This is a genomic window from Microbulbifer sp. SH-1, from assembly GCF_011326135.1.
GTDB classification, from domain to species: Bacteria; Pseudomonadota; Gammaproteobacteria; order Pseudomonadales; family Cellvibrionaceae; genus Microbulbifer; species Microbulbifer harenosus.
This window is the reverse complement of the sequence record NZ_CP046948.1, coordinates 2049859-2064597: the sequence shown is the minus strand read 5'-3', so window position 1 is coordinate 2064597 and position 14739 is coordinate 2049859. Positions and strand designations below refer to the sequence as shown.

Annotated in this window: 11 protein-coding genes; 8 read left to right on the top strand and 3 right to left on the bottom strand. The window is 58.7% G+C overall.

All coding sequences use genetic code 11. The features are described 5' to 3' along the window. Positions 1 to 10: 10 nt before the first annotated feature. The gene (locus GNX18_RS08850; protein WP_138233940.1) at positions 11 to 688 is read left to right on the top strand and encodes a Fe2+-dependent dioxygenase; all 678 of its coding nucleotides are present in this window, start codon (positions 11 to 13) and stop codon (positions 686 to 688) included. 192 nt (positions 689 to 880) lie between these two features. Here the strand turns inward: GNX18_RS08850 and GNX18_RS08845 are convergent, their stop codons facing one another. Then, on the bottom strand, positions 881 to 1798 hold the full coding sequence (locus GNX18_RS08845; protein ID WP_138233941.1) for a LysR family transcriptional regulator: 918 nt from the start codon (positions 1796 to 1798) through the stop codon (positions 881 to 883). Positions 1799 to 2051: 253 nt separating this feature from the next. Between GNX18_RS08845 and metE the strand changes: the two genes are divergently transcribed. Next, a complete protein-coding gene (metE, locus tag GNX18_RS08840) occupies positions 2052 to 4286 on the top strand; it encodes a 5-methyltetrahydropteroyltriglutamate--homocysteine S-methyltransferase (RefSeq protein WP_166217127.1) in 2235 nt (744 codons plus the stop codon). A 431-nt stretch (positions 4287 to 4717) separates the two neighbouring features. On the opposite strand, the gene pepQ is transcribed toward metE, so the two are convergent. After that, entirely contained in the window at positions 4718 to 6022 is a 1305-nt protein-coding gene (gene pepQ, locus GNX18_RS08835) for a Xaa-Pro dipeptidase (RefSeq protein WP_166217125.1), read from the bottom strand. 98 nt (positions 6023 to 6120) lie between these two features. On the opposite strand from pepQ, the gene purU reads away from it, so the two are divergent. The 6 genes from purU (at position 6121) to GNX18_RS08805 (ending at position 11465) form a co-directional block, all read left to right on the top strand. Continuing rightward, entirely contained in the window at positions 6121 to 6957 is an 837-nt protein-coding gene (purU, locus tag GNX18_RS08830; protein WP_166217123.1) for a formyltetrahydrofolate deformylase, read from the top strand. Between the two features lie 153 nt (positions 6958 to 7110). Then, positions 7111 to 7509: a hypothetical protein gene (locus tag GNX18_RS08825; protein ID WP_166217121.1), complete on the top strand. Its 399-nt coding sequence runs from the start codon at positions 7111 to 7113 to the stop codon at positions 7507 to 7509. A gap of 776 nt (positions 7510 to 8285) precedes the next feature. Then, positions 8286 to 8489 carry a hypothetical protein gene (locus tag GNX18_RS08820; protein ID WP_166217119.1) on the top strand — a complete coding sequence of 68 codons (204 nt, stop codon included), beginning with the start codon at positions 8286 to 8288 and terminating at the stop codon, positions 8487 to 8489. Positions 8490 to 8737: 248 nt separating this feature from the next. Then, positions 8738 to 9112 (top strand): hypothetical protein, encoded by a 375-nt coding sequence (locus tag GNX18_RS08815; protein ID WP_166217117.1) that lies wholly within the window; start codon positions 8738 to 8740, stop codon positions 9110 to 9112. A 70-nt stretch (positions 9113 to 9182) separates the two neighbouring features. Next, positions 9183 to 9920: an MHYT domain-containing protein gene (locus tag GNX18_RS08810; RefSeq protein WP_166217115.1), complete on the top strand. Its 738-nt coding sequence runs from the start codon at positions 9183 to 9185 to the stop codon at positions 9918 to 9920. Between the two features lie 168 nt (positions 9921 to 10088). Further along, positions 10089 to 11465, top strand: a complete 1377-nt coding sequence (locus GNX18_RS08805) for a rhodanese-like domain-containing protein (protein ID WP_166217113.1) — start codon at positions 10089 to 10091, stop codon at positions 11463 to 11465. A gap of 74 nt (positions 11466 to 11539) precedes the next feature. On the opposite strand, the gene gcvP is transcribed toward GNX18_RS08805, so the two are convergent. Further along, complete coding sequence (gene gcvP, locus GNX18_RS08800; protein ID WP_166217111.1) at positions 11540 to 14431, bottom strand: aminomethyl-transferring glycine dehydrogenase; 2892 nt, start codon at positions 14429 to 14431, stop codon at positions 11540 to 11542. Positions 14432 to 14739 lie beyond the last annotated feature (308 nt).

Here is a 14739-nt window from a genome sequence, read left to right as displayed (position 1 = left end):
GTAAATAAACGTGCTGTTGGAAATCCCCGAAATCCTCAGCCCGCAGCAGGCCGCCGAGATCAAGGCGGCACTGTTGCAGGCTGAGTGGGTGGATGGCCGGGTAACCGCCGGGCACCAATCCGCGCAGGCGAAGAAAAACCGGCAATTGCCTGAAAATTCTCCGCTGGCGCGGGAGCTGGGTGACGTGATTCTGCGGGCGCTGCCCGCGAGTGCGCTGTTCATGTCGGCGGCTCTGCCGCAGCGGGTATTCCCGCCGCTGTTCAACCGCTATGAGGGCGGGGAGCATTTCCACAACCATGTGGACAACGCTATCCGGCGCTTGCCTACGGGAGGGCAGATCCGCACGGATCTGTCCTGCACGCTGTTTCTTTCAGAACCGGATGAATACGATGGCGGCGAACTGCTAATCGACGATACCTACGGTGCCCACTCGGTGAAACTGCCGGCGGGATCCATGGTGTTGTATCCGTCCACCAGCCTGCATCGGGTGACACCGGTTACCCGTGGCAGCCGTATTTGTTCATTTTTCTGGATACAGAGCCTGGTACGCGATGACGGCCAGCGTACCCTGTTGTTTGATCTGGACATGTCTATCAACCGTCTGCGGCAGGAGCTGGGTGATCACGAAGCCATCGTGGCGCAGACCGGGGTCTATCACAATCTGCTGCGGCGCTGGGCCGAACCTTAGAATTTTTCTCGTCATACCGGGGCAGCTCCCGCCCCGGCACTCCGGCGGATCCGGGAATCCAGCCCCCGCCCCGTCATTCCGGCAGATGCCGGAATCCTGATCCCCACTCCGTCATTCCGGCGAATGCCGGAATCCAGCCCTCAGCCTCGTCATTCCGGCGAATGCCGGAATCCAGATCCCCGCAACCAGCAATCACGCCGAACGAATTCCATTCAAATTCGCGAAACAGGTGTCTTTTGCGGTGACAAAAAAGTCCCGCAAAAATGCCTGTTCCAACATTTCCTCCCGCACAGCGGCATACAGCGTGCTCCAAAGGCCGCTTTTACCCAACCGCAACTGACTGACAAAACCTTTCTGCAAATACTCGTGCAGCGCCCAGTTCGGCAGTGCGCATACGCCGCGGCCGCTGACCACCAATTGCACCATCATCACGGTGAGCTCTGCGGTACGCACTGCGGCGGGCTCTATGCCGGCGGGGTCGAGAAAGTGCTGGAAGATATCCAGCCGCTCTCGCTCCACCGGATAAGTGATTTGCACTTCGCCTGCCAGATCCTGCGGCTCCACCCATTTCCTGTCTGCCAGCGGATGCTTGCGGTTGACCGCGAGGCACATTTCAAAACTGAACAGCGGTTCATAGTGAATGCCTTTCAGAGACTGGTCCGGGTTGCTGGTGACCACGAGATCGAGGTCGCCGCGTACCAGCGCCGGCAGCGGCGCGAAATGGAAGCCGCTCGAGAGATCCAGCTCCACTTCGGGCCAGTCGTCGCGATAGGCGTCGAGGGTGGGCATCAGCCACTGGTAGCAGCTGTGGCATTCGATGGCGATGTTCAGCCGTCCCGCCTGTCCGGAAGCGAGCCGCGCCAGGTCCCGCTGTGCCACTGCCACCCGGGGAAGTACATCGTCCGCCAGTTGCAATAGACGCAACCCCGCGCTGGTAAAACGCAGAGGGCGGGATTTGCGCACGAACAGCGGCTGCTCGTGGCGGTCTTCCATTTCCCGGAACAGGTGGGATAGGGCGGATTGCGTCAGGCACAGGCGCTCCGCGGCACGCACCATACTGCCGGTTTCCCGCAATGTGGTGAGGGCCTTCAGGTGTCGCAGCTCAATCATGTTTAAAAATATTCATGTTTAAGTAAAAAATATGAAATTGATTGAACATCAGGCTGCCCGCAGAATCAACCCCGAACTTAAGCAACCCTGTGTCATACCGGCCCCATCGTCATACCGGCGAATGCCGGTATCCAGAGATTCGGAGCTCTGAACTCCGTTACCTCTGGATCCCGGATCACACGTCACCCCGGACTTGATCCGGGGCCGGGATGACGTTATCGCGGCAATCACCAAGTCACTGGAAGGACTGAACATGGCTCAAACACACATCCTCGGCTATCCGCGCATCGGTGCCCGACGCGAACTAAAGCGCGCTCAGGAAGCCTATTGGAAAGGTGAAATCGACCAGCGGGCATTGCTGGCGGTGGGCGCTCAGGTGCGCGCGCAAAACTGGCAGGCGCAGCAGGCCGCCGGGCTGGCTTTCACTACCGTCGGCGATTTTGCCTGGTACGACCAGGTGCTCAATCACTCGCTGATGTTTGGCGTGGTTCCTGAGCGTTTCACGGCCGGCGCCGCGGACAACCAATTGGACCAGTATTTCCGTCTCGCCCGCGGCCGCGCGCCCTCCGGTGAGCCGGTAGCCGCCAGTGCGATGACCAAATGGTTCGATACCAATTACCACTATCTGGTGCCGGAGTTCACCGCCGACCAGCAATTCGAGCTCGATGCGGAATGGCTGCTGGCGGAAGTGAAGGAAGCCCAGAGCCTGGGCCACAGCGTAAAGCCGGTCATTATTGGTCCTTTGACCTACCTGTGGCTCGGCCGCGGTGTGGAGAATGCGCTGGACCTGCTGCCGCGCCTACTGCCGTGCTACGTGGAATTGCTGAAGCAATTGGCCAACGCCGCGGCGCAGTGGGTGCAGATCGACGAGCCGATCCTCGGGCTGGATTTACAAGAAAACTGGCGCGAAGCGTTCGCGCCGACCTATGAAATCCTCGCCGAAGCCAGCGGCAGCAAACTGCTGCTCACCACCTATTTCTCACCGCTGCGGGAAAATCTAGAGACCGCGTTCGCATTGCCGGTAGACGGGGTTCATATCGACGCGGTGCGCGCCCCGGAAGAAATTATGCCGGCGGCAGCCGTGCTCAGAAAGGACCAGGTGCTGTCGGTGGGGGTGATCAACGGTCGCAACGTGTGGCGAACAGATCTTGCGCACTGGCAGGCGGAACTGCTGCCGGTGGCGAAGCATCTCGGTGAGCGCCTTTGGCTTTCCGCCAGCTGTTCACTGCTGCATACGCCGGTTGACCTGGAAACGGAAGCCGCGCTTGCGAACGCAGACAAGCAGAAGCTTGCCTACAGCCGTCAGAAACTCGACGAGCTGCAATTACTTCAGCGGGCACTGAAACCCGGCGCACCGGCACTAGCGGCAATCGCCAAAACGGAGAGCCGCAGCGAAGCCGACGTGCGCGAGGAGCTGGCCAGTACCTGGCGCGCGCAGACTTACCCCGAGCGCGCCGCGGTGCAGAGCGCCCGCTGGCAACTGCCGCTGCTGCCGACGACGACCATTGGTTCCTTTCCGCAGACCGACGCATTGCGTGAGGTGCGCCGGCAGTTTCGTAATCAGGAGATCAGCCAAAGCGATTACGACGCACATTTACGCGCGGAAATTGCCGAAGTTATCCGCCGTCAGGAAATTCTCGGGCTCGATGTTCTGGTGCACGGGGAGGCCGAGCGCAACGACATGGTGGAGTATTTCGGCGAACAACTGGATGGCTTTATCCACACCGGCAACGGGTGGGTACAGAGTTACGGTTCCCGCTGCGTAAAGCCGCCGATTATTGCCGGCGATATTTCACGGCCGAGCGCAATGACCGTGCGCTGGAGCGAGTACGCGCAGAGTCTCAGCAAAAAACCGGTAAAAGGCATGCTGACCGGTCCTGTGACCATTCTCAACTGGTCCTTCCCGCGCGAGGATGTCCCCCGTGCAGTGAGTTGCCTGCAGATCGCCAAGGCGCTGCGTCAGGAAGTGCAGGATCTGGAGGCGGCGGGGATCGGCATTATCCAGATCGACGAACCCGCACTGCGCGAAGGTGTGCCACTGCGCGAGTCGGGGCACAAGGACTATTTCGACTGGGCCGTGGGGTGTTTCCGCTACACCTGCAGCAGGGTTCAACCGGAAACGCAGATTCACACCCACATGTGCTATTCCAATTTCAACGCAATTATGGATGCGATTGTGGCGCTGGACGCGGATGTTATCACCATCGAATCGGCCCGTTCCGACCTTCGCCTACTGCAGGCATTTGCCGGTGAAGGCGGCGGCTACCCGAATGAAATCGGCCCGGGTATTTACGACATCCACTCGCCCAATGTGCCGGAGCGTGCGGAATTGGTGAACCGTTTATACCAGTTGCTGGAAGTGATTCCGGTGGAGAAGCTCTGGGTGAACCCGGACTGCGGACTCAAAACCCGCAATTGGGCGGAGGTGGGTTCGGCACTGCTGAATATGGTGGAGGCTACCCGCACCGTGCGCGCGGAGATCGCCTGATCTTGTAGGAGCCTGCTTGCAGGCGAACGATTCAGCGCCCCGGCCAATTCGCCTGCAGGCAGGCTCCTACAAATGGGAGAAGTATTTATCGTGCGGTACCCGCACGACCTGTAGGAGCCTGCCTTGCAGGCGAACGACTCAGCGCTCCGGCCAATTCGCCTGCAGGCAGGCTCCTACAAAAGGGAGAAGTATTTACTGTGCGGTACCCGCACGACCCTGTAGGAGCCTGCCTTGCAGGCGAACGATTCACCGCTCCGGCCAATTCGCCTGCAGGCAGGCTCCTACAAATGGGAGAAGTATTTACCGTGCGGTACCCGCACGACCCTGTAGGAGCCTGCCTTGCAGGCGAACGACTCAGCGCTCCGGACCGTTCGCCTGCAAGCAGGCTCCTACAAGTGTGGATCTCCAACGAACCGCTCCGCGGTATTGGTTCAATAACAATCCCGCGTCATATTCTCCACGCGGTCCGCGTGCACAATCACGTTATCCTCGATCCGCACGCCGCCGAACGGACGCAGTTTTTCCACCTTGTCCCAGTTCACCTCATCCGCGAGCCGGGACTCTTTCAGATCCGCCAGCAGGCTGTCGATAAAGTAGAGACCAGGCTCAATGGTGAAGACCTGATTCTCCTCAATGGTGCGCGTGGTGCGCAGGAAGGGGTATTCGCTGGGGGGCGGTGTTTTGCCGCCTTCCGGCGCGGTCTGGTGGCCACCCACGTCATGCACCTGCAGGCCGAGAAAGTGGCCGAGGCCGTGGGGCATGAAAGTGCCGGTGAGGCCGGATTCCACGGCGCTTTCCGGGGAGGTTTTGATCACACCGAACTGCTGCAGCAGTTGGCCGACCTTGTGGTGGCAGGCCCGGTGCAGGTCCACGTAAGACGCACCCGGGTTCAGGCCCGCGACCAGCTCCTGTTCCTTTTCGTGCATTGCGCTTACCAGGTCTGCGAATTCTCCATCGCGGTAAGCGTAACTGCGGGTGATGTCGGCGGCGTAGCCATTGCAGTCGGCACCGGCGTCGATGAGGAAACTGCGGCGCTCACTTTCGGGGAGCGGCTGGGTGCCGAGATGGGTGTAGTGTAGGATTGCACCGTGTTCGTTCAGCGCGACGATATTGCCGTAGGGCATACGCCCCTCGCCCTGGCCGGCGGCCTTCATATACGCGAGGTTGATCTCGAACTCACTGGCACCCGCGCGGAAGGCGTCTTCCGCGGCTTTGTGCGCGCGCACCGCGATGCGGTTGGCTTCCCGCAGGCATTCCATTTCGTAGGGGGTCTTGTAGGCGCGCGCCCAGTGCAGGCGGTCGATCAGGTGCTGGGGATTGCGTTCGCCGATCTCCCAGCCTTCGAGCTTGGTGGTCTCGCCGATGAACGCGGCGTTTGCACCGGTAAGGAACACCTTAGCTTCATCCGGCTTTGCCAATAGCTCGATGTCATATTCGTCACTCCAGAACGTCTGGGGCGCAGGCGGCACATAGTGCCAGAAATCCACCGGACGGTAGAACAGCAGCTTGGGCTTCTGCCCGCGGCGATAGATCACCCAACAATTGGGGTTGTCGGTCACCGGAACCAGGGCCTTGAACTGGGGATTTACCCGGAAAGGGTAGTAGTTGTCGTCCAGAAACTGTACCGAGGGTGCACCGCTGAAGACGTTGAGGGTCTCGAAGCCGCACTGGTCGAGGATCTCATCGTAGCGCTTGCGCAGGGTGGCCATGTGTTCACTGAAGAGTTGCTTGTCCATAAAGCCCCTGAATTGGTCAATTATCGGTCTGCGTGACGGGTAGAATCACGCACATAGTGTATAGTCAGCCCTCTGAACATTAAGTCTGATTTTTACCCATGGAAAAGAAGATACTGCTAACAGATTGCCCGGATGCCAAAGGGCTGATCGCCCGGATCACCAACATCTGTTACAAACACCAGCTCAACATTATCAAGAACGACGAGTTCGTAGATCGGGAGCAGGGGCGCTTCTTCATGCGCACCGCGCTGGAAGGCATCTTCAACGATGCCACCCTGCTGGAAGACCTGGATATGACGCTGCCGGAGGGCGCCGAGCGCAGGCTGGTGGCGAGCGGCCGCAAGCGGCTCGTGTTGATGGTGACCAAAGAAGCTCACTGTCTCGGCGACATCCTGATGAAGTGCTACTCCGGTGCGCTGGATGTGGAGATTGCCGCGGTTATCGGCAACCACCGAAACCTGCAATCCCTGGTGGAAAAGTTCGATATTCCCTTCCACTGGTTACCGGCGGAAGGACTTACCCGCGCGCAGCACGAAGAGCAGGTGATGCAGCAGGTAGACGCCTACCAGCCGGATTATCTGGTCCTCGCCAAATACATGCGCGTGCTGACCCCGGAATTCGTGGCCCGCTACAGCAGGCGCATCATCAATATCCATCACTCTTTCCTGCCGGCGTTTATCGGGGCCAAGCCCTATCAGCAGGCGTTTGAGCGCGGGGTAAAAATCATCGGTGCCACTGCGCATTTTGTTACCGATGATCTCGACGAAGGTCCAATCATTGAGCAGGATGTGATCCACGTCGATCACGGCTATTCCGCGGAAAGCATGGCTGCGGCCGGGCGCGATGTGGAAAAGCAGGTGCTGAGCCGGGCGCTGCAGCTGGTGCTGGAAGAGCGCGTGTTCATTCACGGCAACCGCACTGTGGTATTCAAATAACTTCACCGTCATTCCCGCGCAGGAACGTCATGCCGGGCTTGATCCGGTACGGGAATCCAGAACACGGCAGCTGGATCCCGGCTCACACGTCACTCCGGATTTGATCCGGGGCGGGATGGCGACAATGGAATCAATTTGCTGGTTGGGGAAATTATGTTCGGTAGAAATTTTATCCTGTTTTCAGTCGCCTGTGTTTTAACGGCTTGCGCCAGTGAACCCACCGCGCCTAACCCAGGTCTGAAGGAATCCTTCCATACTGAAATTTCCGCCAATGGTTCCAAGCGCTTTACGTATGCGCTGGAAATGGCGGTGCCGGAACTCCGCGGCCCCTATACCGAAAATCCGAACATGCGTGGCGGCATGACGCGCACCGATGGTATGCGCAGAGCGTCGCGGGGGCAGCGTATGGATATCAATTACGCGCTGGATTTGAAACTGAAGGAGACCCGTTTTTGCCGAGACGGGTATTTTGTAATTGATCGCGTGGTTTCCCAGCACGGTGGGGAAATCCGCGGGGAGTGCAGAGATGGCGCGGAACAAAGGGTGAACTGATCCTGGTTTCTGATCTGCAAGCGATTCAGATGTAGTCGTTCAAACGGTCGGTTTTCTCCCACTGCTCCGACCTTCATTCCCCTCCCCAAAAAAAGCCGGTGTTGTACTGCGATTATTTATTCACACGCTTGTGTAATTCTTCGCTGTTGCCACCGGCTTCTTTTTAGTCATTTTCTGGCATCTCAATGCTGATCTTTTCGTGACGCCCTTTTGGATTGTCGCTTCTTTACTTTTCCCCACCATAGGTTTTGCCTATCAAGGCCATTGGCGTATTTTTTCATTTCACTCTGCTTGAGTTTTTAGTAACGAAATTTAAGAGATTTTGCGGATGATTCAATCTTTAAAAGTGAAAGTTCAAAATAAATTTTGCTAATGACGTGTTTTTCTCTGATCGTCAAAGTTGCTTGTTTTGCGAACTATATGGTTGTTATTTGCACAAAAATGACGTTTTTTTTGATGCTTGAAAGTCATGTGAGGTTATTTGTTCATATCTACGCTATGGCGCTTTGGGTCTAACGACCGGCGTGAAAATCGACTAATTTGACGAATGACCAGTTCAGAGCTAAAAACTGAGGGGAGCGGAAATAACGCCAAAAAGGATTCCGAGAGCGGTTCCGCAATATTCCCAAATAATTTGCCCAACTAGTTTACTCAAACCAAAGGGGCTGGATTCAAACTAGCTTGCAGGTGCCGATTTTTCCGTTTTCAAACGGTGGACATCGGCATCGGATCAATTGCTTTGTCTGGCGAAAAAGAATTAAGAATAGGGAACCAGTATGGAAGTGGAAGTTACGGTTTACTCAGACCGGAAGGATGGACTGCTGAGGGCAATGGGTACCGTCGTGATCGGCTGTGGATTTACCCTGCTGCGTCAGCGCATGGTTCCCACTCCCAACGGCATTGAGCTGTGGCTGAATTTGAAAGGCGAGCAGGGTCGCTGTTGGAACTGGAAGATCAGCTCAGCTCCCACCCCCTGGTGACCGGATTCGAGGCCAATCATTTACCAACCACTTCTGCACATACCCCGGCTGCGCGACCGACAGGCGCACTATCACATACCACACCCGGAAACACGCAGGCTTATCGCAAGGCGGGTTCCACGCCGCCATCTCCGAAAATCACTTCCACTGGAAATGGTAAGAGAAATACCGTCGCTGTTCCCGCGATCGACATCATAGAAGCGGCTCTTCCCTCGCTGGCGAGAAGCTATCCCAGGATTTTTCCTCAGTTGCTGGATCTGCGGGATCAGATTGCCGAGGATCAGTGGGGTGTGAGTCTCAAGTTTATAGGAATTCGCGTCGGCGCTTGGGTGTACAAGCGAGATTACGCTTTGGGCGGACAGTTGGATCTCAAAAGCGCAATGCGCCATATCGCGCTGCCGGCGATGAAAACCCTGTTGCCGACAGAGGCCCATGACTACGCCATTCATGTAAAAAACAATCCGTTTTGCATGCCGGGTAGCCGGTGTCGGAATGGTGAGTTTTTTTGCGGCTTTCTGCAGGGGCTGTTGCAGGACTCTGGCGGCAGCGGCCGCGTGGTTGTGCGGGAAATTGAATGCCGCAGTGAAGGGCAAAAGGAGTGTGTGTTCGAGGTAGTGGATTAGGTTCCTGACGCGGGTCGTCTTGAGTCCGCACAGAAAACCAAAGGATAAATATAAATAACGAGGAACGTTTATGATTGCTGAATACAATCCTGTGCTGGTGGTTCTGTCTTTTGTGGTATCGGTTCTGGGGTCATTTACCGCCTTACAGATGGCGGTGGCCATTCCTCTCGCCCGCGACGGAGACGAAAAAAGAAATGCCATTCTCAAGGCCGGAATCGCGATGGGCGGTGGCGCCATCTGGTCCATGCATTTTATTGCCATGCTCGCCTTCGACATGGGGATGCCGGTGGCTTACGACACCTTCCTTACGATTCTGTCGGCGATGATCGCCATGGCGGCGTGTTCGTTTGGCCTGGCAATTGCCGGCATTGGTATGTTCACTTTTGAAAAATTGTTGCCCGCCGGAGTATTTATGGGGTGCGGCGTGGCCGGTATGCATTATATGGGCATGGCGGCAATGATCATGCCGATGGAAGTCAGCTACAACCTCAACATCCTGATTATTTCCGTGGTGATAGGTGTAGTCGCCTCTTGCGCGGCGCTGTGGATGGCTTTCCATATGCGAGGCAAGTGGCAGATGTTCGGCAGTTCTCTACTTATGGGCGTGGCGGTTTGCGGCATGCACTACACCGGTATGGCCGCGGCAAAATATCAGCACACGGATGCGGTGCGGAATGTTGGGTTCATGGGCGTGATGCAGGGCGAATACCTGGGGCTCAGTATCTTCATGGTAATGTCCAGCCTGCTGTTGCTGACACTGGCGATCAGTAGCCATCGCCGTAAGCAGCGCGAACAGCTCGCGATCTGAGCGCTACAAATAGGCTCTGGAATTTCCTTAATGCCAGTCGGTTAAGACAACTGACTGGCGTTTTCTTTTGCGGCGACGCATTTCTGCGGCTGCTTGTAGACAACGAACATGGAGTCACTCTGTCTACTGCTATGGTTTATAGAACCGGCAGACTGGGAGAGCAGATTAATGTTCGTCGAGCGCATCAAGACAGAGGGGCTGGCCCAGCTCTCCTACCTGATTGGTGATGGCAGTGAAGCGGCGGTGATTGATCCACGTCGCGACTGTGAGGTCTATGCACAGATGGCGCGAGAGCGCGGCTGCCGTATCACGCACATCTTTGAAACCCACCGCAACGAAGATCTGGTCTCCGGCGCGCCGATCCTGGCGATCATGACCGGTGCATCGGTCCACCATGGCCCCAATGCCGCAGGGACTGTGGTGTATGCGGATACTGTTTGCGAAGGCGACCAGTTCGCCATTGGAAATCTGTGCCTGAAGGTACTGGAAACCCCGGGGCACACCGACGACAGCCTGTCGTTTGCGATCTACGACGGCAGTTACGGCGAAGGGGCGGTGGGGGTGTTCACCGGCGATGCGCTGTTTGTGGGCGACGTGGGGCGCACGGATTTCTATCCGGAGCGCGCCAGGGAGGTTGCCGGCAAGCTGTACGACAGCCTGCAAAAGATCGTCGCGCTCGGTGATCAGACCAACCTCTACCCGGCGCACGGTGCGGGGTCCGTGTGTGGCAACAAGATGGCCGACCGGGATTTTTCCACCATCGGTTACGAGCGCCACAATAATCCCATGCTGCAGTTCGACCGGCGCGAAGCCTTCGTACAGGCGAAGCTGGAGGAGCACCACAACCAACCCCCATATTTCCGCGTTATGGAGCGCATCAATCTGGTGGGGGCGGCACCGGCTTCGCCGCTGCTGACGCCGCGGGTGCTGGACATGCCGTCGTTCGATGGCGTGGCGGGCCGCGCGGTGCTGCTGGACGTACGCGGGATTTCTGCATTTCTCGGCGCCCATGTCCCGGGTAGCCTGGCGCTGCCGGTGGGCATGATTGCGGCGTTTGCGGGCTGGTATCTGGATGAGCACGAGGAGCTAATACTGATTGCCGACAGCGCCACCCAGGCCGAGGCGGCGGCGCGCAATCTCACGCGCATTGGTTATGACCACCTGTTGGGCTACCTGAACACGGCGATGCCCGGCTGGGCCGCGGCGGGCAGGCCCTTCCGTTCTGTACCGGTGATCGATGCGCAGGAGGTGAAAACACGGATCGGCAATAAGAGAGAAAACTGGGTTCTGCTGGACGTGCGCGATCGGGGGGAAATAAGCGAGGGCATTATCAAAGGGGCGGAAACCATCTATGTCGGCAAGCTGCCGGAGCAGCTCGACAGACTGGCGAAAGACCGCAACTACACGGTGATGTGTGCCAGCGGTGCCCGTGCGACCATCGCCGCGTCGGTGCTGCTGCGCGCGGGATTCCACAATGTCGACGTGTTCCTGGGGTCCATGGGTGCCTGGCGTGCTGCCGGTGGCGAGGTGGTCGAGCCTTCCTGAGGGGCTGGACCGGATGCGCACCAACAAAAAAGCCGGAGGGGTACTCCGGCTTTTTTGTTTCTAGCGACGAAACGTCAGTCCATGTAGCTATCCACCGGCGGGCAGGAGCAGATCAGGTTGCGGTCACCGTACACGTTGTCGATACGGTTGGATGCCGGCCACACCTTGTGGTGCTTCAGCCAGGCGGCCGGGCGGGCGGCCACTTCGCGGCTGTAGGCGTGATTCCACTCGTCCGCCATGATGTCGTCCTGGGTGTGCGGGGCATTGTGCAGCGGGTTGTCTTCCGCGGTGTACTTGCCGCTCGCCACGTCGTCGGCTTCCTGGCGGATGATGGCCATGGCCTGTACAAAGCGGTCCAGCTCTTCCTGGGCCTCGGACTCGGTGGGCTCGATCATCAGGGTGCCGGCCACCGGGAAGGACATGGTGGGCGCGTGGAAACCGAAGTCCATCAGGCGCTTGGCAATATCTTCCTCGGTGATGCCGCTTACTTCCTTCAGCGGGCGCAGGTCGATCAGACACTCGTGGGCGACGAAACCGTTGCTGCCCTTGTACAGCAGCGGGTAGTGCTCGCTCAGTTTCTTCGCCACATAGTTGGCGTTCAGGATCGCGGTCTGGGTCGCCAGCTTCATGCCGGTCTTGCCCATCATGCGCACGTACATCCAGCTGATCGGGAGGATGCTCGCGGAGCCCCAGGGCGCGGCGGAGATGGTGCCGTTCTTCGGATCGTTGCCCGGAACTTCGGTCACCGGGTGGCCGGCCAGGAAGGGCTTCAGGTGTTCGCCCACCGCGATCGGGCCCATGCCGGGGCCGCCGCCACCGTGGGGGATACAGAAGGTTTTGTGCAGGTTCAGGTGGGATACATCGCCGCCGAACTTGCCCGGCGCCGCAACGCCGATCAGTGCGTTCATGTTGGCGCCATCAATGTAGACCTGGCCGCCGGCGGCATGGATCAGATCGCAGATCTCGCGAATGCCTTCCTCGAACACGCCGTGGGTAGACGGGTAGGTGACCATCAGGGCGGCGATGCGGTCGCCGTGCTCTTCGATCTTCGCCTTCAGGTCGGCGATGTCGACGTTGCCTTTGTTGTCGCAGGCAACCACCACCACCTTGAAGTTGACCATCATCGCGGAGGCCGGGTTGGTGCCGTGGGCAGAGGCCGGGATCAGGCAGATGTCGCGCTGGCCTTCACCCTTGGACTCCAGGTATTTCTTGATCGCCACGAGACCGGCGTACTCGCCCTGGGAGCCGGCGTTCGGTTGCAGGCTCACGGCGTCGTAACCGGTACATTCCGCCAGCATGGCTTCCAGCTGGGTGAACATCTCGCGGTAGCCCTCGGCCTGGTTGGCGGGGACGAACGGGTGCAGCTTGCCGAATTCCGGCCAAGTCACCGGGATCATTTCCGCGGTGGCGTTCAGCTTCATGGTGCAGGAGCCGAGCGGGATCATGCTGTGGTTCAGCGCGATGTCCTTGGATTCCAGGGTTTTCAGGTAGCGCAGCATCTCGGTTTCGGAGTGATGCGTGTTGAACACCGGGTGGGTCAGGAAGTCGCTGCTGCGCTGCAGGGCAGACGGCACACCGGCGACGCCCTTGGCGGCCAGTTCGCTGTCGAGTTTGCCCAGGTCCAGGTTGTGGTCGCCGCCAATGAACACGGCGAGCAACTCGGAGACATCCTTGAGCTTGGTGGTTTCGTTCAGGCTCACACCCAGGACATCGCTGCCCACTTTGCGCAGGTTGATCTCTGCGGCGATGGCGCGGTCATAAATGGCGGACTGCTTGTCGCCCACGTTCACAGTCAGGGTATCGAACCAGCTGTCGTGGGTGAGTTCGAAGCCGGACTGCTGCAGGCCGGCAGCGAGAATGTCGGTCAGGCGCTGGATGCGCGCGGCGATGGTCTTCAGACCCTGCGGGCCGTGGTAAATCGCGTAGAACGCGCTCATTACCGCCAGCAGCACCTGGGAGGTACAGATATTGGAGTTGGCCTTTTCGCGGCGGATGTGCTGCTCGCGGGTCTGCATGGCCATACGCAGGGCGCGCTTGCCTTTGCTGTCCACGGACACGCCGATGATGCGGCCGGGGGCGGAGCGCTTGTAGGCTTCGCGGAAGGCGAAGAAACCGGCGTGCGGGCCGCCGTAGCCCATGGGAATACCGAAGCGCTGGTTGCAGCCGACCACCACGTCTGCGCCCATCTCGCCCGGGGCTTTCAGGGCCACCAGGCTCATCAGGTCCGCGGCCACGGTCACCAGTGCGTCGGCGGCGTGAACCTTGGCGATCAGGTCGGTGAGGTCGCGCACCTTGCCGGTGGAGCCCGGGTACTGGAACAGGGCGCCGAAGATGTCGTCTGTCAGGTCGGTGTCGGGGTTGCCCACAACCACGTCAAAGCCGAAATGGCCGGCGCGGGTCTTCACCACCGCAATGGTCTGCGGGTGACAGTCTTCATCGACGAAGAAGGTATTGGATTTGTTGCGTTTGACCTGGCGCTTGCACATGGCCATCGCTTCCGCCGCGGCGGTGCCTTCGTCCAGCATGGAGGCGTTGGCCAGTTCCATGCCGGTGAGGTCCATGATCATCTGTTGGAAGTTCAACAGACCCTCAAGGCGGCCCTGGGCGATTTCCGGCTGGTAGGGGGTGTAGGCGGTGTACCAACCCGGATTTTCCAGCACGTTGCGCAGGATCACGTTGGGGGTGATGGTGTCGTGGTAACCCATACCGATAAAGGTGCGGAAGATCTTGTTGCGGCGCGCCAGGTCTTTCAGCTCCGCCAGCGCTTCCTGCTCGTCCACGGCGTCCGCCAGGTCCAGGTCGTCGGACTTGCGGATAGAGGCGGGAACGGTCTTTTCAATCAGTTCTTCCAGGCTGGCGACACCCAGGGTGTCGAGCATGGCCTGGGTCTGCGCGGCATCCGGGCCGATGTGGCGGCGGATAAAGGCATCGTGCTGTTCCAACTGCTTGAGGGAAGGCTGGGTCATGGTGGGTGGATTCCTGTAAACACTATGTGCTGCCGGCGCGCGGGTGCCGGAGTTCCGGCGATTCCTGACGTGGAAGGTACCGGTAAAAATAGCAAAGTGAGCCGAAAGCAACGGCCCGTTTCAATAAAGGACGGACAGAACCGTGTCCCCGATTATCCGGGGGCCGGACGGCGCGCATCTTAGCAATCGCGGTGATTCCGGGCAATTCGTGCTCAATCGGGTTAAATATGTGCTGGATCCGGGGCACTTTTGTGACATATATCCTGTCTTTGAGTATGTGGCGTTATTTTGTTCTGCCAGTTGTGGCG